We start from the raw sequence: 24,664 nt of genomic DNA on the forward strand, positions 1-24,664 counted from the left end.
CGCCCGGGCCCGTCCCTCTTATCGTGTGCATCCGGGTCCGTAAAGGCACCGGACACGCAGCTGCCATTCTCACAAAACATGCAGCGGGGCTGTTCCGGTTCGGATTCGCCGGTATTCTGATAATCCACCGCGCAACGTGCCCCGACCGGACCCACCCCAGATGACACCCAACGCAGACGGTTCCCTGGAACTGCACGATGTGTCGCTGACGCTGAAAGGCGCACAGCTGTTTGCGCCGATCGAGCTGATCGTCCCGGTCGGCGAGGCCGCGACGGTGATGGGACCGAGCGGGTGCGGCAAGTCCTCCCTGCTCGCCCATATCTGCGGCACCCTGGCACCCGCCTTTACGCCCCGGGGTAGCGTCAGTCTTGCCGGAAACCCGCTCGACGCATTACCGCCGGAGCAACGCCATATCGGCATCCTGTTCCAGGACGATTTGCTGTTCCCGCATCTTTCGGTCGGCGACAACCTCGCCTTCGGGTTACCGCCCGAGGTCCGCGGACGAGAGCGCCGCCGCACAGAGATCGACACCGCGCTCGCGGATGCCGGGCTCGCCGGCATGGCCGACCGTGACCCCGCAACCCTGTCCGGCGGTCAGCGCACGCGTGTGGCCCTGATGCGCACCCTGCTGTCGCATCCCCGCGCCCTGTTGCTGGATGAACCTTTCTCGAAGCTCGATGTCGAACTGCGTGATCGCATTCGCGGTTTCGTCTTCGAACACGCCCGCGCCAACGGCATCCCGACATTGCTGGTCACCCATGACCCGGCGGACGCGGACGCGGCCGGCGGCACCACGATCGAGCTTCAATGAGCTTCGCCATGAAACCCGACGCGCCGATGCCGGGGCGACTGGCCATGACCTTGCTGATGGGGCTGCTCGTCTCGTTCGCACCGATGACGATCGACCTGTATCTGCCGGCCATGCCGCTCATGGCGCGCGAGCTGAAGACGGACGCGGAATCGATACAGCTTACCCTGAGCGTCTACATGCTCGGTTTCGCCGTCGCACAGACCATCTTCGGGCCCATTTCGGACCGGTACGGACGGAAACCGGTCATCATGTTCGGCACCTCCATCTACCTCGTTGCCAGCGTCGCTTGCGCCCTGGCAACCAGCGTCGAACAACTCATCGTTTTCCGCCTGTTCCAGGCCATCGGAGCCGCCGCGGGTCCGGTCGTGGCCCGCGCGGTGGTGCGCGACATGTTCACCCGCGAAGAAGCCGCGCGCATGTATGCGGTGGTGATGACGGTGGTGGCCATCGCGCCGGTCATAGCACCGGTGCTCGGCGGATTCATCGTCGTCTGGTTCGGCTGGCGGGCGAATTTCTGGATACTCACGGGCTTCGGCGCATCGGCGATGCTTCTTATCATCGTGATGTTGCCGGAAACCAACAAGGCCCTCGATCCCGGCGCGACCCGGATCGGTCAGATGCTCCGCAATTTCGGGTCCATGCTTTCCAACCGGGCCTATGCCGGATATGTGCTGACAATCATGGGCAATTTCAGCGGGCTGTTCGCCTATCTGCTCGGCGCGTCTTTCGTGCTGGTCGATCAACTCGGCATGTCCCCCACCGCATTCGGCCTATCGTTCGGCTTCGCCTCGGTCGGTTTCATGTCCGGCGCCTTCCTTGGCAGCCGCATCGTCCGCCACATGGGGGTGGAGAGGATGTGCCTGATGGGGACCTTCTGCTCTGCGACGGGTGGCGCGCTTGTCTTCGGCCTCATCTGGTCGGATGTGATCTCCATCTGGTCGATCATCCTGCCCACGGTCGTCTACTTCTTCGGCATGGGTGTGTCCCAACCCAACATCCAGGCCGGGGCCGTCTCCCCCTATCCCCAAATGGCCGGGGCCGCCGCGTCACTGCTGGGTCTCGCACAATATGTATCGGCCGGCCTGCTCTCGACGGCGCTGGCGATCTTCGCCTTCGATCAGACACTCCTGCTTGCCACCGTCATGGGGGTCTCGGGTGTCTTCGCCTTTGTGGCCTTCTTCGCAATGATATGGCGGCCGATGAAGCGCGCCGGCACGGTGTAACCGGCCGGACCGCTCCGGCCTAGTCCGTTTGCCGCTCGATGAATGTCGGGTCGAGCCGTTCGCGCGCCGGGCGCGCGGCTTGCGGTAAGGGCGCTTGGGCACGGGCCGGGGCCGCCACCGATGCGGCGAGCGGTGTCGACATGAAATCCTTCCAGACCGCCGCGGGAACACTCGAGCCGGTGATGCGCCGGGTCGGCGTGTTGTCATCATTGCCCACCCAGACGGTCACGACAAGATCACCGGCATATCCGACGAACCAGGCATCCCGAAAATCCTGGCTGGTCCCGGATTTTCCCGCTGCGGGTCGGTCGATTTTCGCCTGCCGTCCGGTCCCCCACTCAATAACGGCGCGCAACATTTCCGTCGTATGCGCCGCGGCTTCGGCCGTGATCACCCGACGCGGCGCGCGGCTGGACCGGCGGAACACCACCTCCCCGCCCTGGCGCACTTCGGAGATACCATAGGGCGCCACCGCGAAGCCGCCATTGGCAAACACGGCATAGGCGGCTGTCAGTTCAAGCGGCGTTACCTCGCCCGCACCCAGCGCGATCGACGGATGGGGCGTCAGCGGCGTCGTGATCCCCAACCGCCGGGCGGACTGAATGACACGGCCACGGCCGATATCCTCGGCCACGCGCACGGCAACCGTGTTCAGGGAGCGCGCGACGGCTTCGCGCAGGGTCACCTCGCCGCGAAACCCGCCGGAGAAATTCTTCGGGGTCCAGCCATCGACGGTAATTGGGGCATCGATTACCGGGCTATCCGGGGTCATGCCGGATTCGAGCGCCGGGAGATAGACAATCGGCTTGAAGGCGGACCCGGGCTGGCGCAACGCCCGGGTTACCCGGTTGAACTGGCTTTCGCCGTAGCGCCGCCCGCCAACCATCGCGAGCACCGCGCCGTCGGTCCGCATGGCGACCAGCGCCACCTGGGACCCCTTGGTGTCCGCACGCGCGATCGCCGCCTCCGCGCGCGCCTGAAGCTCCGGGTCGAGTGTCGTCTCAACGGCGAGATCGGTGCCGGTCGCCCCGGCATATCCCGCGGCACGCTCGAGCACCCAGTCCGCAAAATAGCGCCGCGTCTCGCCCGTCACGCGTGGGCGTGGCAGCGCTGTGTCGCCGCGACCGGGACGACGTGTCCCGGCGGCTTTCTCGGCGACGTCGGGCCGCAGGAATCCCGCCGCGACCATCGCCTGCAACACTGTCTGCGCCCGCACGTGTGCCGCAGCCTCGCTGTTATCGGGGTTCAAACGCGACGGCGCGCGCAGCAGCCCGGCCAGCACCGCCGCCTGATAGATGTCCACATCACGCGCGGATGTGCCGAAATAGCGCTGCGCCGCCGCCTCGACGCCATAGGTACCGGCCCCAAGATAGACCCGGTTGAGATAGATGGTGAGCAACTCGTCCTTCTCGAACCGACGTTCCAGCTGAAGGGCCAGAATCAGCTCGCGAATCTTTCGGTCGAACGATCGTTCGGGGGTCAGGAACAGGTTTTTCGCGAGTTGCTGGGTCAGGGTCGAACCGCCCTGCACCACACCGCCCGCGCGCAGATTGGCGACGGCCGCACGCAGCACACCGCGCACGTCGACACCGGGATGTTCGAAAAAGCGGCGATCCTCGATGGCGACGACCGCCTGCACCAGTTGGGGCGGCAACTCGTTGACCGTCAGCCGCGCGCCGTAGAGATCCCCATAGCCGCCGACCAGCGATCCGTCCGCCGCGACGATCGTGACGCCGGGCCGCCGCGCCTTGTCAGCGCTCGGACCCAGCGCATCGACGGCAGGCAGGTTCCAGGCAAACCAGACCAGCACCCCCGCCAGCGCAATACCGCCCCAGATGCCAAGCACCAATGTCCATTTGGTCACGCGCCATGCCAGGCTGGAACGCGCCTGTGGCGTCGTGTCCGCCTTCGGCGTCCGCTTCTGCGGGGACGTCTTCCCCGGCTTTCCGGTTTTCTTTTTGGGCGACTTGCTCATGGACGCAGACAGTGACGCACGGGATTGGCCGAATTATGGCAAAACACGCGTGGCGCGCTAGACGTCGAGATTCGCGACCTTGAGCGCATTTTCCTGAATGAAGTTGCGCCGCGGCTCGACCTCATCGCCCATCAGGGTCTCGAAGATGTTACCGGCCGCATCCGCCTGCGCGACGCGGACCTGCAGCAATGCCCGGGCATTCTGGTCGAGCGTGGTCTCCCACAACTGGTCCGGGTTCATCTCGCCGAGCCCCTTGTAGCGCTGCATCGAGATACCCTTGCGGCCCGCCTCGAACACCGCCTGAAGCAACGTCAGCGGGCCGGTGATCGTGTGTTCCTGATCCTTCGCCTGGAGGCGCGAATGCTCGATATAGGTGTCGCGCAGATCAGCCCAAAGCTCGTTCAGGCGGCGCGCCTCCGACGAGTTGATGATCCGGTCGTCGATCACCAGCGTTTCGGTGACCCCCCGCAGTGTGCGCGAGAATGCCAGCGCGCCATCCTCGCGCTGGGAGCCCTGCCAACCGCGTTCGAGCCGGTCGGACAACCGATCAAGCATCCAGGCAATGGCCTGCGCGGCCTCGCCCGCACGTTCCCGGTCGGCGATCAGTTCGGGATTGAGCGCGCCGGCGATGGCCGCCTGTTCCACGACCGTGGCGTTCGGCAAATACACCGTCAAAGGCTGGATCAGCTTGCGGGCCTCCAATGCGACACCAAGCAGGCCCCGCAGGTCGGCGCCGGAGCGCTGGGTTCCATCGCTCAGATTGAGCACGGCATCACCCAGCCCGGTGTCCATCAGATAGTCTTCCATCGCCCGGTCGTCCTTGAGATAGACCGCCGACTGACCGCGCTGCACCCGATAGAGCGGCGGCTGGGCAATATACAGATGCCCGCGTTCGACAATTTCCGGCATCTGGCGATAGAAGAAGGTCAGCAGCAGGGTCCGGATATGGGAGCCGTCCACATCGGCGTCGGTCATGATGATGATCTTGTGGTAGCGCAGCTTCTCGATGTTGAAGTCGTCGCGAATTCCGGTACCCAGGGCTGTGATGAGCGTGCCTATTTCGGCCGAGGACAGCATCTTGTCGAAGCGGGCGCGTTCGACGTTCAGAATCTTGCCTCGCAGGGGCAGAATTGCCTGGAATCGACGGTCACGACCCTGTTTGGCAGAGCCGCCCGCGCTGTCGCCCTCGACGATGAACATTTCAGCCTTCTCCGGATCGCGCTCCTGGCAATCGGCGAGCTTGCCCGGGAGGGACGCCATGTCGAGCGCGCCCTTGCGGCGGGTGAGTTCACGCGCCTTGCGGGCCGCCTCGCGGGCCGCTGCGGCTTCGATGATCTTTTCGACCACCGCACGGGCCTCATTGGGATGTTCTTCGAACCATTGACCCAGCCGATCACCGACCGTCGATTCGACGATCGGGCGCACCTCGGACGAGACGAGCTTGTCCTTGGTCTGGGACGAGAATTTCGGATCGGGCACCTTGACCGACAACACGCACGTCAGACCCTCGCGGGCGTCATCACCCGTGATGGCGAGTTTCGCTTTCTTCGCCAGCCCGCTTTCGTTCGCATAATTGTTGATCGTACGGGTCAATGCGCCCCGGAATCCGGCCAGATGAGTACCGCCATCGCGCTGCGGGATGTTGTTCGTAAAGCACAGCATCGTCTCGTGATAGCTGTCGTTCCACTGCAGCGCACACTCGACGACCACGCCTTCCTTCTCGCCGATGATATGCATCACCTCACCCGCAATGCCCTGGCGGTTGCGGTCGACATACTCGACGAATGCCTTGAGCCCGCCCTCGTAGAACATCTCCGAACGTATGGGCTCCACGCCGCGTGCATCGGTGAGCACGAGGGTCACGCCGGAGTTCAGGAAGGCGAGCTCGCGCAGCCTGTGCTCCAACGTGTCGCGGTCGAACTCGATCATGGTGAAGGTTTCGGTCGAGGGCTGGAACGTGATTTCGGTGCCGGTAAGCGGTTTGCCATCCGCATCCGGGGCGTCCCCGATCACTTCCAGCGAATCTGTGGGCTCACCGTGGGCAAAGCGCAGCTTGTGTTCCTTGCCTTCGCGCCAGATGCGCATCTCCAGCCATTCCGACAGCGCGTTCACAACCGACACGCCGACCCCATGCAGGCCGCCCGACACCTTGTAGGAATTCTGGTCGAATTTTCCGCCCGCGTGCAGCTGGGTCATGATGACCTCGGCCGCCGACACGCCTTCCTCTTCATGAATATCGACCGGAATGCCGCGCCCGTTGTCGACGACCGTTACGGAGCCGTCGGGGTTGAGGGTGACATCGACCGTGTCGCAGTGCCCGGCGAGCGCTTCGTCAATCGCGTTGTCGACCACCTCATAAACCATGTGGTGCAATCCGGACCCGTCATCCGTGTCACCGATGTACATGCCCGGCCGCTTGCGCACCGCATCCAGGCCGCGCAACACCTTGATCGAATCGGCACCATATTCGGCGTCTTCCCCTTCCGGGGTTTCGATCGGCTCGACCGTCTCGTCGTCCGTCTCGGGGGCTTCGGGGGTGTCGCTCATGGCGAGTCTCCTGTGACCGGCGCCACGGCACCGGCATTCACGTCGAATATCTGGGCGTCCGGGCCGAAGGCCTCGAAAAGCCGCCGGTCGGTCCCGGTCAGCCAGGCCTGCGCGCCGAGCGCGTGGATGCGTTCCGCGAGCGCGGCACGGCGTTCCTGATCGAGATGAGCGGCGACCTCATCGAGCAGCAGCACCGGCGGGGCACCGCGGGTCAGGCCCAGCAAATGCGCATGCGCCAGAACGATGGCGATCAGCAACGCCTTCTGCTCGCCCGTCGAGCAAAGCGACGCGGCCATATCCTTGTCGTGATTATGGGCCATCAGGTCGCTGCGGTGCGGGCCATGCAACGCACGACCGGCATCCGCATCGCGCGCGCGCCCCGCCGCGAGCGTATCGCGCAAGCGGTCCTCGGCCTCGAGCGCCGGTCCGTCGGCAAGCCAGGTTTCAACCTCGCCGGCGAATGTCAGGCCGGCACGCGGAAAAGACATGGCGCGGAGATCGGCCTCCGCGGTGATCGCCGCGTCGAGGCGCCCGACCACTTCGCGCCGCGCCGCGGCGATCGCGATGCCGGTCGTGGCCATCGTTTCTTCCTCGGCCGCGAGCCAGACACTGTCTCCCGACCCGTCGCGCAAGAGTTTCTGGCGCCCGCGTGTGGCCTGTTCGTATACCGCGATACGTCGGGCATGTTCGGGGTCGAAACCATAGACCATGCGATCCACGAACCGCCGCCTTGCGCTGCCGCCTTCCATGAACAGGCGGTCCATATCCGGCGCCAGCCAGATCATGCTGATCCGTTCGGCGAAGGCCGCCTGTCCCCGCGCCGGCTCACCGTCGATCCGCACCGCGCGACGGGCCGGTCCGCCGCCCGTGCCCGCCTCCATCCCGGTGCCGAGCACCACCGTGCCGTCCGCGCCCTCGACACGCGCAGCCACAGCCCAGGACGTCGCTGTCGCCCCGGCATGAACGCGCGCCACATCCGGCAGTGCGGCCCGACGCAGGCCGCGACCGGGGGCCAGGAACGACAGGGCTTCAAGCAGGTTGGTCTTGCCGGCCCCGTTGGCGCCGGTCAGCACGACCGGCGACGGTCCGACATCCAGGCGCAATGCCGCATAACTGCGAAAATTCGTCAGATCCAGACGTGCGACATGTCCCGGCGTCCGTGATTCGCCGCCCGTTTGGGCTTCTGATCCGGAACCGGGCCTGTCATCGAGGGTCATTGTCACCACGCGCGGCTAGACGCGCATCGGCATCAGGACATAAAGCGCGCTCTCGTCTCCGCCGTCGCGAACGATCGTCGGTGACGACGCATCCGCCAATACGAATTCCGCATTGTCGTTTTCGATCTGGGCGGTGATATCGAGCAGGTAGCGCGAATTGAAACCGATTTCGATCTCGGTCTCGTCATATGCCACCTCAAGCTCTTCCGACGCGCTGCCATTTTCCGCACTCGTGGCCGACAGGGTCAGTTGCCCCGGGCCGACCGCCAGCTTGATGGCACGGCTTTTCTCGGACGAGATCGTCGAAACGCGATCCACGGCCTGGGCGAAGACGCCGCGGTCTACCGTGAGAATCTTGTCATTGTCCTTCGGGATCACCCGCTCATAGTCCGGGAAGGTCCCGTCGATCAGCTTCGACGTCAGCACCGCATCATCGAAGGTCATGCGAATACGCGTATCGGACAGCGCGATCTCAATCGGGTCGGTGGTTTCCTCGATCAGCTTGCGCAATTCGCCGATGGCCTTGCGCGGCACGATGACGCCGGGAATGCCATCGCCGCCATCGGGCATCGGCAACTGGACCCGGGCCAGGCGATGCCCGTCGGTCGCCACAGCGCGCAAGACGTTGGTCCCGTCCTGATCGGCGGCATGCAGGAAAATGCCGTTGAGGTAATAGCGGGTTTCCTCGGTCGAAACCGCGAAACGCGTACGATCGACCAGGGCGCGCAACTCTTCGGCCTCAAGGGTGAAGGTGTGGGGCATGTCGCCACCGCTCATGGTCGGGAAATCCTCGACCGGGAGCGTCGCGAGATTGAACTTCGAACGTCCGGCCCGGATCAGCATCTGGCCGGCGGCCGCATCGGTCTCGATCTCGACCTGGGCGCCATCCGGCAACTTGCGCACGATATCGTAGAGCGTGTGCGCCGGGGCGGTGGTCGAACCCTCCTGGGCGGTTTCGGCCGGCACGGTCTCGTTGATCGCGAGATCCATGTCGGTCGCGCTGAGCGTCAAGCTGCCATTCTTCCCGTCCAGCAGGACATTGGCGAGAATCGGGATCGTATTGCGTCGCTCAACAACGCTTTGGACATGTGCCAATGCCTTCAGGAACGTCGCGCGCTCGATGGTGAGTTTCATTCTTCGTCGGTCCTTTTTGGCTCCGGATGCGGCGCCCCGGAATGGGGTGTAACGCACGATGCGACGCGGTTTGCCTGACTTGTCGCGAGCGCCGGAAATCCGGGAAATCTGAGCAAAATCTAAAGTGGGGAAAGTATAGCAAATACGGCCTGATTCGTCAGGCAAATCAGCCGCCGAACGCTTACGCGTACAGCCTGAATAATGGTTCTATTTCAATACGTTGCCAAAAGGCCCGGAATGCGGAGGCGCTCAGATTTCCAGCATCCGGCGCAGCAGTTCGACATCTTCGTTGAATCCGACGTCGGCCGAGCGTAACTCCTCGACCTTGCGAACCGCGTGCATGACCGTCGTGTGATCACGCCCGCCGAACTTCCGGCCAATCTCCGGCAGCGAACGCGACGTCAGTTGCTTGGCCAGATACATCGCCACCTGCCGTGGCCGCGCAACGGCGCGCGCGCGTCGGGCCGAGTGCATGTCCGCGAGGCGGATGTTGAAATGTTCGGCCACCCGCTTCTGGATTTCCTCGATCGTCACGCGCCGGTCGTTGGCCCGCAGCAGGTCGTGCAGGACATCCTGGGTGGTCTCGAGGGTCACCGGCCGGCCGACGAGCGTGGTGTGGGCGACGATGCGGTTCAGCGCACCTTCGAGCTCCCGCACGTTCGAGGTGATCTTGTGCGCGAGGAATTCGAGTACCTTGTCGGGAATTTCGGCGCCGATATGCTCGGCCTTGGCCTGCAATATGCCCAGCCGCAGCTCGTAATCCGTCGGATGGATATCGGCGACAAGGCCGCAGCCAAGGCGGGATTTGAGCCGCTCTTCCATGCCTTCGAGATCTGACGGCGACTTGTCGGCCGAGACGATAATCTGCCGGTTCTGATCCACCAGCGCATTGAAGGTATGGAAGAACTCTTCCTGGGTTGAGTCCTTGCCGGCGATAAACTGGATATCATCGATCATCAGCACATCGACAGAGCGAAACTGCTCCTTGAAATCCATGATCGTGCGGTAGCGCAGCGCCCGGATGAACTGATACATGAACTTTTCGGCGGACATATACAGGACCCGGCGCTGCGGCTCGCGTTCGGTCAGGTGCCAGGCGATCGCATGCATGAGATGGGTCTTGCCCAGGCCAACACCGCCATACAGGAAGAGCGGGTTGAACGGGACCGTCTTTGCCTCGCCGACCCGGCGCGCGGCCGCGTGGGCCAGCTCGTTGGAGCGGCCGACCACGAAATTGCCGAACTTGAACCGGTCGTCGAGAAACCCGCGAATGTCGCCGAAGCCGTTTTCCGCGGCGCCGGACCCGGCGTCGGCGGACGCCTCGGAATCCCGGGGCGCAGCCTCGGATTCGATGCGCTGAGCCAGCGGCTGGCGCGGCGGTGCGCCGGCCTGAACGATGGCCTGCGCCGGCTCGACGATGATCTCGACCGACTGGACCGCATCGTTCTCGTCCGTCCACAACTCGGCCAGGCGCGTGCCGTAATTCTGGTCAATCCAATCGCGCATGAAGCGCGTCGGCACGGCCACCCGGATGCGGCCGCCATTGAAATCCCCGAGCGTCAGTGGCTTCAGCCAGCTGTTGAACGCTGCTTCCCCGACATCGGTGCGCAGCTTCGCGCGCACCCGGGTCCATTGCTCGGTCAGAGTTCCGTCGTTCTGCCCCCACTGCTCACTCATCTGGCGTTACTCTCCGCAAACTCGACCAACCAAATATTCACCGCACGCCCTCCGCCAGGATCAGTCACACGGCACCAAATTCATTGCCCCTCAACAGCGCCAACACACACCATCCGCAGCAACTCGACGGACCAAACAATGTCATGGGAGACCCCCACACACACGCCAACGTCCACCCCGGGCCGCACGAGCATCAGTGAAGGAACCGGATAGAAGCGTCGAAACGACGACAGGATCGAGAAAGAATTCGCGGTGACGACGAAACCGTCAAACCCCAAACCAAAAGCCAATTTTACTTGTATTTATTACTTATAATCGGCTTTTTACTACTCCCAGACACGATCTTCCTGCGTGAGACTTAGTTGTATTAGTTCCAACCTAGTCTCCCGAAATCCTCTTCTGTATTTATCCGATGATCCACTGGCCGAGTCTTTATATTTACTGCGTCCTCGGTCCCGTGAGGCAAGATGGAACATAGCGTGAGAGGCCGGGACTAGCAACTGGTCAAAAGGTCGAATGCGTAAAAAAACACGAAAATTTCGCGCGCCGGTCAGCGACCGAGCACGCAAACAAAAACCGCGCCTCGTGGGCGCGGTCGACAAAAATGCTGACAGGTTCGTTGGTTACGCCAAGGCCTTTATACGAGCCGACAAGCGAGACAGCTTTCGCGACACCGTGTTGGCGTGCATCACACCTTTTTGAGCCCCGCGCTGCATTTCCGGCTGCGCTGCGCGCAACGCGGCCGTCGCGGCCGGCTTGTCACCCGCGGCAATCGCGGCTTCGACCAGTTTCACATGCGTGCGGATACGCCCGATCCGGTTTCCATTGATCGTGGTGCGGCGCTCGTTGCGACGAATGCGTACTTTTGCCGAATGATGATTGGCCATATTGGTTCTCGAGATCGATTGCGGGTTTGGGCGCGGTGTATAGACGGGGTCTGGAGGCCCGTCAAGGCCGCAACGGCCTGAAAATGGAAGGAATTTGGCCGCGTCTGGCGCGGCCTCATCCCACCGGGCTATTCAGGTCGCTACTTATTCCTGAAGTTGGGTTGCCGCTTTTCTGAAAACGCCGCCATGCCTTCCTTCTGATCCTCGGTCGCGAAGGTCGAATGGAACAGGCGACGCTCGAAACGCACCCCCTCGGCAAGGGTAGTCTCATAGGCTCGGTTGACCGCCTCTTTCGCCATCATGACGACCGGCCGCGACAGGCCGCTGATGGTGTTCGCGGCCTGCATCGCCTCGTCCATCAGTGATTCCGCCGGTACCACGCGACTGACAAGCCCCGCCCGCTCCGCTTCCTCGGCATCCATCATGCGTCCGGTCAAAACCATTTCCATCGCCTTCGACTTGCCGACGAATCGCGTCAGGCGCTGGGTGCCACCCGCCCCGGGAATGGTGCCGATCGTGATCTCGGGCTGGCCGAACTTCGCATTGTCGGCCGCAATGACGAAATCACACATCATCGCCAGCTCGCAGCCGCCACCCAGGGCATAACCGGCCACCGCCGCGACGACCGGTTTGCGACAGGTGGTCACGCGCTCCCATCCCTCGGTGATGAAATCGGCGAGATAGGCATCCATGTATGATTTCTCCGCCATCTCCTTGATGTCGGCGCCGGCCGCGAAGGCCTTCTCGGAACCCGTAAGCACGATGCAGCCGATATTCTCGTCGGCCTCGAAAGCGTCGAGCGCCTGGCCAAGCTCACCGATCAGCGCATCGCACAGCGCGTTCAGCGCCTTGGGCCGGTTCAATCGGACGACGCCGACATGGCCCTGGGTTTCAACTTCTATATTTTCATAGGCCATGATGGGCCTCCTCGGTCTGACAAATGGTTTGAGTTTCGATATCCGTGATTCCGGCGCCCGGTGCGCGCATTTCGTCGGACGCCCGCTTATGGCGTTCCCGGTGCGATGGCGTAGCGGACGACGGCGCCGCCGTCCTTGGTTTCCACATTCACGCGCAACACCTCCGCGCCGCGTGCCCAGGTTCCGTCGGCCCCGGGCTGCCAGCCCAGCGCCGGCAGTGTCTCGGCATAGAACGCACGCACCCCTGCCGGGTCCACACGCCCGCTCGCCACCGCCTGCACGATGCGACCTTCGGGTTTGTCGAACGCAACCCCGGCGTCCATATCCTCGATCAGCCCGGGCGCCAGGGGCAAATCATCGACATCCGCGAGATAGGACGGCCCTTGTGCTGCAACCGGGCCGGCCGGCATGGCCAGCACGAGCAACGCCGACATCAGCGCCGCCGCAACACGCGGGAGGGTTATTGTGCAAAGCAACATAAAGCCGCTCTTAGCTCACCGTTGCTGCCGAGAGCAATAGAAAGTGGACCGACCGGATTGAACGATTCGGGCGATGCGGCAGTCCTCAAACCCCGCATCGGCGCATTTGGCGCAAGTCTCACCGGCCCGGTCATAGACCGCCCAGCGATGCTGGAAGTATCCGAGCTCCCCATCCGTGTGGACATAATCGCGCAACGACGACCCGCCGGCCTCGATCGCCTCGGCCAGCACATCACGGACCGCGCCGACAAGGCGTTCGGCACGGCCGCCCGCGACCGTGTGTGCGCTGCGCCGGGGACTGATTCCGGCGCGCCAAAGGGCTTCGCAGGCATAGATATTGCCGATCCCGGCAACGACCCGCTGATCGAGCAATGCCGCCTTGATCGGGGTCCGTTTGCCGCGCAGCATCCCGGCCAGATAACCGCTGGAGAACGCCTCCGACAGGGGCTCCGGGCCGAGTGTGCGCAGATGCGGGCTCGCCGCCTCGCCGCCGGGGGCGATCAGGTCCATGAAACCGAACCGGCGCGTGTCGTTATAAACGACCCGCCCGCCATCCTCGGCCTCAACCAGAACATGGTCGTGTTTCTCCGCCAGTGCCCAGCCGGAATTGTGCCCGGCCTGCCCCGACGAGGCAGCCGCACCGGGTGTCACCGTGAAACGACCGGACATGCCGAGATGGGCGAGCCACGTCTCACCACTGTCGAGCCGGATCAGAATGTATTTCGCCCGCCGCACGACTTCGGTCACTTTCCGGCCGGTCAACCGGTCGGAAAAGCCTTCGGGAAAGGGGAATCGCAGGTCGGGCCGGCGCAGCTCGACCCGTGTGAGGCGCTTGCCCTCGAGCGCGGGACGCAGGCCGCGAACGACAGTTTCGACTTCGGGCAATTCAGGCATATCGGCATCCGGCGGCGGATCTCAGGCGTGCCTGTCTTATCACGCAGATGGTCGCAGGGCGGCTTTTCTTTTGCCGCCCGAGGCCCTCGTCCGATATGTTCGCCCGGCTATGCGCGAACCTGGCCCCAAATCGCCGCACGACACCACGCATTTTGGCTTCGAAGACGTCCCCGTCTCGGAGAAGAGCGGACGTGTGCGCGATGTCTTCTCCTCCGTCGCCGGCAGCTACGACCTGATGAACGACCTGATGAGCATGGGGGTCCACAGGCTCTGGAAATCGGTCTTCGTCGGCATGGTCGCCCGGCGGCCCGATCTGCGGACCGTCGATGTAGCGGGCGGCACGGGCGACATCGCATTCCGAATCCGCGAAAAGGCGCGCCCGGGCACGCGTATCACGGTCTGCGATATCAACGCCGACATGCTGGCGGTCGGCCGGGACCGCGCGATCGATCGCGGGATTCTCGATCGTGACGACGGCATCCGCTGGGTCTGCGGGGACGCAGAAGCGCTGCCCGCACCGGATTCGAGCTTCGACGTCTATACGATCGCCTTCGGCATGCGCAACGTCACCGACATTCCGGCCGCTCTGGCCGAGGCGCGCCGCGTCCTGCGCCCCGGCGGCCAGTTCCTGTGTCTCGAATTCAGCCAGGTTGTCCTGCCCGTGCTGGACGAAGTCTACGACCGCTACTCCTTTTCGGTCCTTCCCTGGCTCGGCAAAAGGGTCGCGCGCGACGAGGCCGCCTACCGCTATCTCGCCGAAAGCATTCGCCAATTCCCCAATCAGGATGCCTATCGCGAGTTGATCCGCGAGGCGGGGCTGGAATCCGTCCGGGTCCGAAACCTGTCGGGCGGTATCGCGGCCATTCACACAGCCCGCCGGATCTGAACGGCGATGCTGCGGGCTCTGCGAAACATCTTCAGGCTGATCGCGATCGCGCGCACCCTGGCGCGCTATGACGCGCTGTTCCCCGCCGACTGGCTGCCCGCCACAGGCGGCCTTGTGTTTGCCGCGCGTGTCCTGTCGGGTTTCCGCACCGCCCCGGGCATCCGCGACCTGCGGCCCGGCGAACGCCTGGCCCGCGCGCTGCAGGATCTCGGCCCCAGTTTCATCAAGTTCGGCCAGATGCTCTCCACACGCCCCGACCTGGTCGGCGAGAGCATCGCCAATGATCTTTCGAGCCTGCAGGACAGGCTGCCGCCCTTCTCGAGTGCCGCGGCACGCGCCGCCATCGAGGCCGAGTTCGATCGGCCGGTCGCCGACATGTTCGAACATTTCGAGGACACGCCCGTGGCAGCGGCCTCGATCGCGCAGGTTCACGCGGCCCGTGTTCGCCTGCCGGCGTCCGATGAGGACACAAACGCCGCCGAGGACCGCCCGGAAACCAGGGACGTCGCGGTCAAGGTCCTGCGACCGGGCATCGAGCGCGCCGTTGAGCGCGATCTCGACCTGTTCCGCTGGATCGCCGACATCGCCGAGACGACCCAGCCGCGCCTGCGCCGGCTGAAACCGGTGGTCGCGGTCGAGACCTTCGCCGAAAGCCTGCGCTGGGAAATGGATCTGCGCATGGAAGGCGCGGCCGCGTCGGAGCTGCACGGCAATTTCGAGGACGACCCGATGTATGTCGTCCCCATGATCGACTGGGAGCGGACCGGGCGCCGGGTCCTGACGACCGAGTGGATATCCGGCATCCCGGTGAATGACGTGGACGATCTGGTCGCGGCCGGACACGACCGCGAAGCGATCGTGCGCAAGGCATCGGAATCCTTTTTCCTGCAAGTCTTCCGCGACGGCTTCTTCCACGCCGACATGCACCCGGGCAACGCCTTCGTGCGCGACGATGGGGCGCTGTGCGTCGTCGATTTCGGGATCATGGGCCGGATCGACCGGCGCACGCGCTATTTCCTGGCCGACATGCTGCTCGGCTTCGTCACCGGTGACTATGAACGCGTCGCGGATGTTCACTTCCAGGCGAACTACGTCCCGGCCGGCACGGACCGTCAGGTGTTCCACCAGGCGATCCGCGCGATCGGAGAGCCGATCTTCGACCGCCCGCCGAGCGAGATATCCATTGCCCGGCTGCTGGCGCAGCTGTTCCAGGTCTCCGAGCGGTTCGACATGGAAGCGCAGCCCGAACTCCTGCTGCTGCAGAAGACCATGTTGCTGGCCGAAGGGGTCGGCAGGCGCCTCGCGCCGGAACTGAACATGTGGCAACTGGCCTTGCCCCTGGTCGAGGAATGGATGCGCGAACATCGCGGGCCCGAGGCGCGGCTGGCCGAGATAACCGCCGATGTGATCCATGCCGCCACCCGGTTGCCGAAGGCCGTCGAGGCCGTCGAGCAGGCCGCCACGCGCATTGCCGATGGCGAGGTCAAACTCGACCTTGGGCGCAGCGGTGCGCCCCAATGGCCACTATGGGTGGCGGTGGCCGTGCTCGCGGGCCTGATTCTCGCGGAGCTCCTGACATAGGTCCGAGCCATAAACCGCGCTCACGCCGTTATTGCCGCGATCTTGCAGCGGACTTGCTGCGATGCGGGAAAAACCTATCTATCTACATACAATCTTCGTAGATTAATCGCTCGCCCCCCGGTCGGGGCTGTATGTGGAGATTCTCCCGATGTTGCATGGCAAACGTATCCTGCTGATCGTCAGCGGTGGCATTGCCGCCTACAAGGCGCTGGAGCTTGTACGCCGCCTGCGCGAGCGCGGCGCAGCCGTACGCTGCGTCCTGACCCGCGGTGGTGCACAGTTCGTGACGCCGCTGTCGCTCGCGGCGCTGAGCGAGGACAAGGTCTATACCGAGCTGTTCTCTCTCACCGACGAGGCCGAGATGGGCCATATCCAGCTTTCCCGCGATGCGGATTTGCTGGTCGTGGCCCCCGCCACCGCCGATCTGCTGGCCAAGATGACCCACGGACAGGCCGACGATCTGGCCTCGACCGTGCTGCTCGCCACCGACAAGGACGTCATGGTCGCGCCGGCGATGAATGTACGGATGTGGGAACATGCCGCCACCCAGGCCAATCTCGAAACCCTGCGCGCACGCGGCGTCCATGTGGTCGGCCCGACGGAAGGCGACATGGCCTGCGGCGAGTATGGCCTCGGGCGGCTTTCGGAACCCGATGACATCGCCGCGGCGGTATCGGATTTTTTTCAAACTAGCGCACCGCTCTCGGGCCGGCGTGCGCTCGTCACCAGCGGCCCGACCCATGAGCCGATCGACCCGGTGCGCTACATCGCCAATCGCTCGTCGGGCCGCCAGGGCCATGCGATCGCCGCGGCGCTGGCCGGCCGGGGCGCGGAGACGACACTCGTATCCGGCCCGACCAGCCTGCCCGACCCGCCCGGCGTGACCGTTGTCCGCGTCGAGAGCGCGCGCGACATGCTGGCCGCCTGTGAGGCCGCCCTGCCTGCCGATGTTGCCGTATGTGCCGCCGCCGTCGCCGACTGGCGGGTCGCCAGGATGGCCAACGAGAAACTCAAGAAGAACGGCGCCGGCCCGCCGGCGCTCGAGATGGCGGAGAATCCCGACATTCTCGCGAGCCTCGCGGCAGCGGCCAACACCCGGCCCGGTCTCGTCATCGGTTTCGCGGCCGAGACCGAGCAGGTGGTCGAGCACGCCCGCGCCAAGCGCGAACGCAAGGGCTGCGACTGGATCCTCGCCAATGACGTATCGCCCGAGACGGGCACATTCGGCGGCGCCGACAACACGATCCATCTGGTCAGCGCCGAAGGGGTCGAGGACTGGCCGCGCATGTCAAAGACCGATGTCGCCAACCGCCTGGCTGATCGCATTGCAGAGAAACTGGAGACAAGCGAATGAGCGGACCGGTCAACGTTGCGGTCACGCGCCTGCCCCACGGGGCCGATCTCGAACTGCCCTCCTATGAAACCGCCGACGCCGCCGGCATGGATCTGCGCGCCGCGGTGACGGAAGATGTGGTGCTCGCGCCCGGCGAACGCGCGCTGATCCCGACCGGCGTGGCGATCGCGCTGCCATCCGGCCATGAGGCCCAGGTGCGGCCGCGCTCGGGCCTGGCGCTGCGCAACGGCATCTCGCTGGTGAACGCGCCGGGGACCATCGATGCCGATTATCGCGGCGAGGTCGGTGTGATTTTGATCAATCACGGCACCGAAGCCTTCACCGTGGACCGGGGCATGCGGGTCGCCCAGATGGTGATCGCGCCCGTGACCCAGGCCCGTTGGGTCGAGACCGACAATCTGTCCGACACCGCGCGCGGCGCGGCCGGCTTCGGCTCGACAGGTACGACGGGCGCCGCCGACAAGAACAAGAAGAGCTGATCGATGTTCCGTTTGTCGCGAAAGACCCTGTTTGCCATCGAGGCCGTGCTCGACATCGCCTATCACGCCGGGCCGGCACCGGTGCAGAGCCGCGAGATCACACGTCGCCAGGGCATTCCGCGGCGCTATCTCGAGCAGGTGCTGCAGAACCTCGTCCGCGCCGGCGTGCTGACCGGCGTGCGTGGCCCGCGCGGCGGCTACCGGCTGGCCCGCGAACGCCGCCGCATCACATTGGCCGACATCGTCCGGGTCATCCTCGAAATGGAGGCCCGCGACGACCCGACCGACGCGGACGATGGCTCACCACTCGGCCTCAAGGTCGTGCGGCCCCTGTGGCGCGAGATGGCCGACGATTGCATGGAACAGCTTGAGAAAATTACCATCCAGGATCTCTGCAACCGCGCCCGCGACGCGGGGGTCGAGAGCGAAGAACCGGATCGGATCGATTACACGATATAGTCGCCAGCCAAACCCGAATTCACGGAATCCAGCTTCATGTCCACTGCCAACCAGAACCCGCCCGCCGAATTCCGCGGCCGCATCTATGATTCGGTCGTCGACACGATCGGCGCCACCCCGCTCGTCCGCATTCCCCGCTTCGCGGCGGACGCCGGCTGCAAGGCCGATCTCGTCGCCAAGCTCGAATTCTTCAACCCGCTTGCCTCGGTCAAGGACCGGATCGGCAATGCGATGATTTCCGCCGCCGAGGCCGAAGGAAAAATCGGCCCCGGTTCGGTGATCGTCGAGCCCACCTCGGGCAACACGGGCATCGCGCTGGCGTTTGTCTGTGCGGCGCGCGGCTATCGCTGCATTCTTGTCATGCCCGATTCCATGTCCCAGGAGCGTCGCAAGATGCTGGCCCTGCTCGGCGCCGAGCTGGTCCTGACCCCGGCCGCCGACCGCATGCCCGGCGCCATCGAAAAGGCCCAGGAGATCGTCGACACGACCGACAACGCGGTCATGCTGCAGCAGTTCCAGAACCCGGCGAACCCGGAGGTTCACCGGCACACCACGGCGGAGGAAATCTGGAAAGACACCGGCGGTGCGGTCGACGTGTTCGTGGCCGGCGTGGGCACCGGCGGCACCATCACCGGCACCGCCGAGGTGCTGAAGGAACGCAACCCGAACCTGCATGTGATCGCCGTGGAGCCCGAGGACAGCGCGGTCCTGTCGGGCGGCCCGGCGGGTCCCCACATGCTCCAGGGGATCGGTACCGGCTTCGTGCCGGACATCCTCAACACGAAGATCTACGACGAGGTGCTGCCGATCGCCAACGAGACGGCCTTCGTGACGGCGCGCAAACTGGCGAGCATTGAGGGCATCCCGGTGGGCATCTCGTCGGGGGCCGCACTGGCCGCCGCGATCGAGGTGGGTGCGCGCGACGAGATGGCGGGCAAGCTGATGGTCGTGATCCTGCCGTCCTTCGCCGAGCGTTATCTTTCGACCGCGCTGTTCGAGGGGCTTTGAGCACGGCTTATGGAGTTAAACGACGAGCAGTTTCACCGCTACGCCCGCCACCTGATCCTCGACGAGGTCGGTGAGGAGGGGCAGGAGAAGCTGCTCGAGTCCCGTGTGCTGGTGGTCGGCGCGGGCGGACTGGGGGCGCCCCTGCTCATGTATCTCGCGGCCGCCGGTGTTGGCACATTGGGCATCGTCGATGACGACGAGGTCGACCTGACCAATCTGCAGCGCCAGATCGTCCACGCCACCGGCTCTGTGGGCCGGCAGAAGACCGACTCCGCCAAGCAAACGATCGCGGCCCTCAACCCGGGCATAAATGTGATCACCCATGATGTACGCCTCGATGCGGACAACGCCGCCGACATCCTCGCCGGGTATGATCTGGTCGCCGACGGGTCGGATAATTTCGACACGCGTTACCTGCTGAACGAACTTTGCTACCGGGCAGGCATACCGCTGGTCGCCGCCGCGATGCTGCGCTTCGAGGGCCAGCTCTTCACCTTCCGGCGCAACGACGACAGCCCCACGGCATGCTACCGCTGTATCTTCCCCGAAGCGCCGCCCGAAGATTTGGTGCCGCGCTGTGAGGAGGCGGGGATTCTCGGCGCGCTGGCGGGCGTCATGGGCTCACTGCAGACGACCGAGGTGCTCAAGGAACTGCTCGGGCTGGGCGAGAGCCTGGCCGGGCGGATGCTGATCTACGACGCGCTCAACACGGGCTTTCACACGATCAACGTGCCGCAAGACCCGGCCTGTAAGGTCTGCGGCACCCCGCGCGCCTAGTACGCCCTAGAACATCGTCTCCAGCACCCGGTCGGGCGGCGTGTGGCCGTCGACGAAGGTGCGGATGTTGATCACCACCTTCTCGCCCATCTCCTGGCGGCCCTCGATCGTGGCGGAGCTGAGATGGGGCAGCAGCAAGACGTTGTCGGCGGCCATCAGGCGCGGGTCGACGGCAGGTTCATGCTCGAACACATCCAGGCCCGCGCCGGCGATCTGACCGGCTTCGATCATGTCACCCAGCGCGCGCTCGTCGATCACCTCGCCGCGCGACGTGTTGACGATAAAGCTGTGCGGCTGAAGCAGGCCGAGCCGGCGGCGCGACAGCAGGTGATAGGTCGCCGGGGTACGCGGGCAGTTGACCGACACGATATCGACCCGCGCCAGCATCTGGTCGAGAGATTCCCAATAGGTCGCGTCGAGCTCGTCCACGACATCCGGATGGGCCGGCCGGCGATTGTGATAGTGGATCTTGAGGCCGAAGCCCCGGGCCCGGCGGGCCAGCGCGGTCCCGATCCGGCCCATGCCGATGATCCCCAGGCGCTTGCCCCAGATCCGGCTGCCCGGCAGCAGGGTCGGCGACCAGCCCTGCCAGTCGCCCGAGCGGATCAGCTGGGCGCCCTCATGGAGCCGGCGCGGCACCGCCAGGATCAGCGCCATGGTCATGTCGGCCGTATCCTCCGTCAGAACACCGGGCGTGTTGGTGACGGTGATGCCCCGTTCGCGCGCGGCGGGCAGGTCGATATTGTCGATGCCGTTGCCATAGTTGGCGATCAGCTTCAGGCGCTCACCCGCCTCGCCGATGACCCGCGCGTTGATATGGTCGGTCACGGTCGGCACGAGCACGTCGGCATCGCGCATTGCGTCCACCAGTGCGGCCTCGCTCATTGGCGTGTCGCTGTCGTTCAGGCGCGTGTCGAACAGCTCCTTCATCCGCGCTTCCGCGGTCTCCGGAAGCCGGCGCGTGACGATGACGATGGGCTTGTTGTCCGACATGTCCCCCCTGACAGGCGCCCGCCGGTCCCGGTCTCCCGTTCACCCGCCGACGCCTTCTCTCCTCAACCTCGATTATCGCGGAAGGCACGACCTGCGCAAGGGGCAGCGCAAGCGCACCGGTATTTTACACCGCCATTTCGCGCGCTTGACCGCCGCGCGCGCCTCGGATAGACGGCTAGGCATGCTGTTTCGGTCCCTCTCCGTCCCGCTGGGCATCTTCGTGATCATGGTCTTCGTCATGTCCGCGCCCCGACCCGTGACGGCGCAGCAGGCGGCGAATCCGACCGCCAGGACGGAAAATCCGTCCGGGCTGCCGATCCCGCGCTGGGTCAGCATCCGCGCAAAAGAGGCCAACCTGCGCACCGGACCCGGTGCGCGATATCCGATCGACTGGGTGCTGCAGCGCCGCTCCCTGCCGGCCGAAGTCGTCGGCGAGTTCGAGAACTGGCGCCAGATCAAGGTCCAGGACGGCACCGTGGGCTGGGTCCACAAGTCGATGCTTTCGGGCAAGCGGATGGCCACGGTAACCGCCGCACGGGTGCGGGTCCTGCAGGCACCGGGGGGCGACGCGCCGGTGGCGGCATTCGTGGAGGATGGCGTGATCGTCGCGCTCGACGGATGCGAGGCGACCTGGTGCCGAATCGCGATCGCGAGCCACGGGGTCGAAGGCTGGATCGCCCGGTCCGCACTCTGGGGCATCTACGACGGCGAAACCGTCAAGCGCTGAACGTCGGCCGTAAACCGACGACACAATCAGCCGTCGAAGTCGCCCGCCAGTTCGGTACGGACGTCATCGGTCAGGATCGTCATATGGGCATAGTCGGGATGGGTGAAGCCCAGCGTCACCTCCGCGCCTGACTGCCGGAACGCGGCGATCTGGGCGTCGGTAAACGGGAAGTGTATGAACTGCACCGAGCTCGCCTTGCCGTCTGCGTTGGTGCGGTCCACATCGGCCTCGGGCACGCCCTCGATCGTCTCGCCGGCGAATTTCAGGAAGGCGGTCTCTTCCACGCCACCCAGCTTCGACAGCACCATCTTGCGCCGCACCTCGTCATCGATCTCGAACATGACCGTGGCGACCAGCTCATGGCCGTTGGGAATAAGCGGGTTGTAGGCCGTCAGCTCATCGTCGATCTGTTCCTCGCCACCGCGCTCGATGAAAAGCATCTCATGGACCTGGTGCCACATGGTCGCGTAGCACTCGAAATAGGCCGTCGCATACGGCCCCAGTCCGACGCGCCGGTTTTTCTTGCGAGCCACGAGCGCGGCACGCCGTTCCTTCCGGGTCCGGCCATATTCTTCGATATCGATGAGGTCGGCGCGCGTGATCGCGCGCGGCGTCGCTGATGCGGTGGCGGACATTGTTCGTCTCCGGCTTAGGAACTGAGCTCGGGCGCAAGCCCATAGGCGAGCGCGAGCAATTCGACGGGGTGATAGCTGCGCGCCGGGGCGGTCTGGCCTTCGTCGAGCTGGCGCTCGATGCCCTGCAGGATGTGATCCGCCGCCAGCGGGCATTCCGACACGATGTAGCGGCTCTCTTTTGCCTGTCGCACGACGGGGCGACCGACCTTGAGCGCGGTCTCGAAATTCTCCTTCATGATTCCCCATGACCCGCCATGGCCGGAGCAGCGCTCGATCACCTTGAGGTCGGCATCGGGGATAAATCGCAGCATTTCCGCGGCTTTCTGGCCCATATTCTGGGCCCGCGCATGGCAGGCCAGATGCAGCGCCACCGGTTCGGGCAGGGCCGAAAGCCCGTCGACCAGCCCTTCGTTCTTTGCGATATCGACGATGTATTCGGTGATGTCCCGCGTCGCCGCCGACAGCGCCTTCACGTCCGCGTCGTCGGGTAGCATCAACGGCCATTCGAATTTCATCATCAATGCGCAGGACGGGGTCAGCGCGATGATGTTCTTTCCGGCATCCACATGAGGCCTGAACGCCGCCGCCACGGTCTTCGCCATGGCGGAGACCTCGTCGAGTTGCCCCTGTTCGAGCTGGGGCATGCCGCAGCAACTCGGATGCAGGGCGCTGGTCGCTACGCCGTTATGGGCGAGAATCCGCTGGGCCAGGACGCCCGTGTCGGGCTTGTTGTAGTTCACGAAACAGGTGGCATAGAGCACCGCCTCGCGACCGTAGGCAGGCGCCGCCGTATTGACCTCGGGCGGTGTGTTGTCGGCCTGGCGGACGAAGGTCTTGGAAGCCGGGGCATATTTCGGCAGGTCGGCGTCGCGATGTACGCCCGCGATCTTCTCAATGAGCGGTCGGGTCAGCTTGTTCTTCCGGTCCAAGCCCCAGTTGGCGAGGCCCGACACCTTGCCGGCGAGCCGGCCATTCCGGTCGGTCTGGATCAGCTGCTTCTCGTTCCATCCGACACCGCCCTTTTTCGCCTCGATGGCGCGGGCGCGCAGCATCAGATGGGGGAAATCCAGGTTGAACTCGTGGGGCGGCACGTAGGGGCACTTGGTCATGTAACACATGTCGCACAGCGTGCAGGCGTCCACGACGGGCGTGAAGTCGGCGCTGTCCACGCTGTCGAGTTCGCCCGTTTCCGACTCGTCGATCAGGTCGAACAGGCGCGGGAAGGAATCGCAGAGATTGAAGCAGCGCCGGCAGCCGTGACAGATATCGAAGACCCGGCGCAGCTCCGCGTCGAGCTTCGCCTCGTCGAAGAAATCCACTTCCTGCCAGCCGAGCGGGTGACGGGTGGGTGCATCGAGACTGCCTTCGCGTGGCGTGGAACCGGTGCTCTCGTCCGTCATCGTTTCATCTCCGCGCATGTGCCGGGGCGCAACTTCCCCGCATCCCGCCCGCCATGTTCGCGCGGCAGGTCATCAAATCCACCCAAAACGTGAAAGCCGGGGCCACCGCAGTCTTCCGCGGCCCCGGAATTAATCAGTCGAGCTCGTCGAGCGCCTTCTGGAAGCGGCCCGCATGGCTCTTCTCGGCCTTGGCGAGGGTCTCGAACCAGTCGGCGATCTCGTCATGACCCTCTTCGCGCGCGGTGCGCGCCATGCCCGGGTACATGTCGGTATACTCGTGGGTCTCGCCGGCAACCGCGGCCTTGAGGTTGTCCGAGGTCGGGCCGATCGGCTCACCCGTGGCCGGGTCACCCGTCTCTTCGAGGAATTCGAGATGACCATGGGCATGGCCGGTCTCACCCTCGGCGGTCGAGCGGAACACCGCGGCGACATCGTTGTAGCCCTCGACGTCCGCCTTCTGGGCGAAATAGAGATAACGGCGGTTCGCCTGGCTTTCGCCCGCGAACGCTTCCTTGAGATTGTCTTCGGTCTTGGAACCCTTGAGCGACATCACGCGCCTCCTTGAAGTTGGTTTGTCCATCCACCCGTTTGCGCCGGATGGTTT

Annotated in this window: 23 protein-coding genes; 10 read left to right on the plus strand and 13 right to left on the minus strand. The window is 64.8% G+C overall.

Annotation, left to right across the window (positions count from 1 at the left end):
* The first annotated feature begins 160 nt into the window (after positions 1-160).
* Positions 161-811, plus strand: coding sequence for an ATP-binding cassette domain-containing protein (locus ABJ363_02975; protein ID MEP4377937.1), 651 nt, complete (start codon positions 161-163; stop codon positions 809-811).
* Positions 808-2,034, plus strand: a complete 1,227-nt coding sequence (locus ABJ363_02980) for a multidrug effflux MFS transporter (GenBank protein ID MEP4377938.1) — start codon at positions 808-810, stop codon at positions 2,032-2,034. The genes ABJ363_02975 and ABJ363_02980 overlap by 4 nt, the downstream gene beginning before the upstream one ends.
* 19 nt (positions 2,035-2,053) lie before the next feature.
* Here ABJ363_02980 and ABJ363_02985 read toward each other — a convergent pair whose 3' ends face one another.
* From ABJ363_02985 to mutM, 9 genes are all read right to left on the minus strand, one after another.
* On the minus strand, positions 2,054-4,009 hold the full coding sequence (locus tag ABJ363_02985) for a PBP1A family penicillin-binding protein (GenBank protein ID MEP4377939.1): 1,956 nt from the start codon (positions 4,007-4,009) through the stop codon (positions 2,054-2,056).
* Positions 4,010-4,066: 57 nt separating this feature from the next.
* Positions 4,067-6,556, minus strand: a complete 2,490-nt coding sequence (gene gyrB, locus ABJ363_02990) for a DNA topoisomerase (ATP-hydrolyzing) subunit B (GenBank protein ID MEP4377940.1) — start codon at positions 6,554-6,556, stop codon at positions 4,067-4,069.
* Positions 6,553-7,773: a DNA replication/repair protein RecF gene (recF, locus tag ABJ363_02995; GenBank protein ID MEP4377941.1), complete on the minus strand. Its 1,221-nt coding sequence runs from the start codon at positions 7,771-7,773 to the stop codon at positions 6,553-6,555. Before recF ends, gyrB begins: the two co-directional genes overlap by 4 nt.
* A gap of 15 nt (positions 7,774-7,788) precedes the next feature.
* Positions 7,789-8,907: a DNA polymerase III subunit beta gene (dnaN, locus tag ABJ363_03000; GenBank protein ID MEP4377942.1), complete on the minus strand. Its 1,119-nt coding sequence runs from the start codon at positions 8,905-8,907 to the stop codon at positions 7,789-7,791.
* A gap of 249 nt (positions 8,908-9,156) precedes the next feature.
* Complete coding sequence (gene dnaA, locus ABJ363_03005) at positions 9,157-10,584, minus strand: chromosomal replication initiator protein DnaA (GenBank protein MEP4377943.1); 1,428 nt, start codon at positions 10,582-10,584, stop codon at positions 9,157-9,159.
* Positions 10,585-11,207: 623 nt separating this feature from the next.
* Positions 11,208-11,471: a 30S ribosomal protein S20 gene (rpsT, locus tag ABJ363_03010; GenBank protein ID MEP4377944.1), complete on the minus strand. Its 264-nt coding sequence runs from the start codon at positions 11,469-11,471 to the stop codon at positions 11,208-11,210.
* Between the two features lie 140 nt (positions 11,472-11,611).
* On the minus strand, positions 11,612-12,388 hold the full coding sequence (locus tag ABJ363_03015) for an enoyl-CoA hydratase (protein ID MEP4377945.1): 777 nt from the start codon (positions 12,386-12,388) through the stop codon (positions 11,612-11,614).
* An 86-nt stretch (positions 12,389-12,474) separates the two neighbouring features.
* Complete coding sequence (locus ABJ363_03020; GenBank protein ID MEP4377946.1) at positions 12,475-12,867, minus strand: hypothetical protein; 393 nt, start codon at positions 12,865-12,867, stop codon at positions 12,475-12,477.
* Positions 12,868-12,882: 15 nt separating this feature from the next.
* Positions 12,883-13,761 (minus strand): bifunctional DNA-formamidopyrimidine glycosylase/DNA-(apurinic or apyrimidinic site) lyase, encoded by an 879-nt coding sequence (gene mutM, locus ABJ363_03025; GenBank protein ID MEP4377947.1) that lies wholly within the window; start codon positions 13,759-13,761, stop codon positions 12,883-12,885.
* A 109-nt stretch (positions 13,762-13,870) separates the two neighbouring features.
* Between mutM and ABJ363_03030 the strand changes: the two genes are divergently transcribed.
* From ABJ363_03030 to moeB, 7 genes are all read left to right on the plus strand, one after another.
* Positions 13,871-14,647: a class I SAM-dependent methyltransferase gene (locus tag ABJ363_03030; protein ID MEP4377948.1), complete on the plus strand. Its 777-nt coding sequence runs from the start codon at positions 13,871-13,873 to the stop codon at positions 14,645-14,647.
* Positions 14,648-14,653: 6 nt separating this feature from the next.
* Complete coding sequence (gene ubiB / locus ABJ363_03035) at positions 14,654-16,228, plus strand: 2-polyprenylphenol 6-hydroxylase (protein MEP4377949.1); 1,575 nt, start codon at positions 14,654-14,656, stop codon at positions 16,226-16,228.
* A gap of 148 nt (positions 16,229-16,376) precedes the next feature.
* Entirely contained in the window at positions 16,377-17,582 is a 1,206-nt protein-coding gene (gene coaBC / locus ABJ363_03040; GenBank protein MEP4377950.1) for a bifunctional phosphopantothenoylcysteine decarboxylase/phosphopantothenate--cysteine ligase CoaBC, read from the plus strand.
* Entirely contained in the window at positions 17,579-18,061 is a 483-nt protein-coding gene (gene dut / locus ABJ363_03045) for a dUTP diphosphatase (protein ID MEP4377951.1), read from the plus strand. Before coaBC ends, dut begins: the two co-directional genes overlap by 4 nt.
* A gap of 3 nt (positions 18,062-18,064) precedes the next feature.
* The gene (locus ABJ363_03050; GenBank protein ID MEP4377952.1) at positions 18,065-18,520 is read left to right on the plus strand and encodes an Rrf2 family transcriptional regulator; all 456 of its coding nucleotides are present in this window, start codon (positions 18,065-18,067) and stop codon (positions 18,518-18,520) included.
* Positions 18,521-18,556: 36 nt separating this feature from the next.
* Positions 18,557-19,528 carry a cysteine synthase A gene (cysK, locus tag ABJ363_03055; GenBank protein MEP4377953.1) on the plus strand — a complete coding sequence of 324 codons (972 nt, stop codon included), beginning with the start codon at positions 18,557-18,559 and terminating at the stop codon, positions 19,526-19,528.
* Between the two features lie 9 nt (positions 19,529-19,537).
* Complete coding sequence (gene moeB, locus ABJ363_03060; protein MEP4377954.1) at positions 19,538-20,305, plus strand: molybdopterin-synthase adenylyltransferase MoeB; 768 nt, start codon at positions 19,538-19,540, stop codon at positions 20,303-20,305.
* A 6-nt stretch (positions 20,306-20,311) separates the two neighbouring features.
* Here the strand turns inward: moeB and ABJ363_03065 are convergent, their stop codons facing one another.
* Positions 20,312-21,298, minus strand: a complete 987-nt coding sequence (locus tag ABJ363_03065) for a D-glycerate dehydrogenase (protein MEP4377955.1) — start codon at positions 21,296-21,298, stop codon at positions 20,312-20,314.
* Positions 21,299-21,479: 181 nt separating this feature from the next.
* Between ABJ363_03065 and ABJ363_03070 the strand changes: the two genes are divergently transcribed.
* Positions 21,480-22,025 carry an SH3 domain-containing protein gene (locus ABJ363_03070; protein ID MEP4377956.1) on the plus strand — a complete coding sequence of 182 codons (546 nt, stop codon included), beginning with the start codon at positions 21,480-21,482 and terminating at the stop codon, positions 22,023-22,025.
* Positions 22,026-22,051: 26 nt separating this feature from the next.
* Here the strand turns inward: ABJ363_03070 and ABJ363_03075 are convergent, their stop codons facing one another.
* The 3 genes from ABJ363_03075 to ABJ363_03085 form a co-directional block, all read right to left on the minus strand.
* Positions 22,052-22,660 carry a DUF3501 family protein gene (locus ABJ363_03075; GenBank protein ID MEP4377957.1) on the minus strand — a complete coding sequence of 203 codons (609 nt, stop codon included), beginning with the start codon at positions 22,658-22,660 and terminating at the stop codon, positions 22,052-22,054.
* Between the two features lie 14 nt (positions 22,661-22,674).
* The gene (locus ABJ363_03080; GenBank protein ID MEP4377958.1) at positions 22,675-24,060 is read right to left on the minus strand and encodes a heterodisulfide reductase-related iron-sulfur binding cluster; all 1,386 of its coding nucleotides are present in this window, start codon (positions 24,058-24,060) and stop codon (positions 22,675-22,677) included.
* Between the two features lie 133 nt (positions 24,061-24,193).
* Entirely contained in the window at positions 24,194-24,610 is a 417-nt protein-coding gene (locus ABJ363_03085; protein ID MEP4377959.1) for a rubrerythrin family protein, read from the minus strand.
* Between the last annotated feature and the right edge of the window lie 54 nt (positions 24,611-24,664).

It is taken from the genome of Alphaproteobacteria bacterium, from assembly GCA_039980135.1.
Taxonomy (GTDB): domain Bacteria; phylum Pseudomonadota; class Alphaproteobacteria; order UBA6615; family UBA6615; genus UBA8079.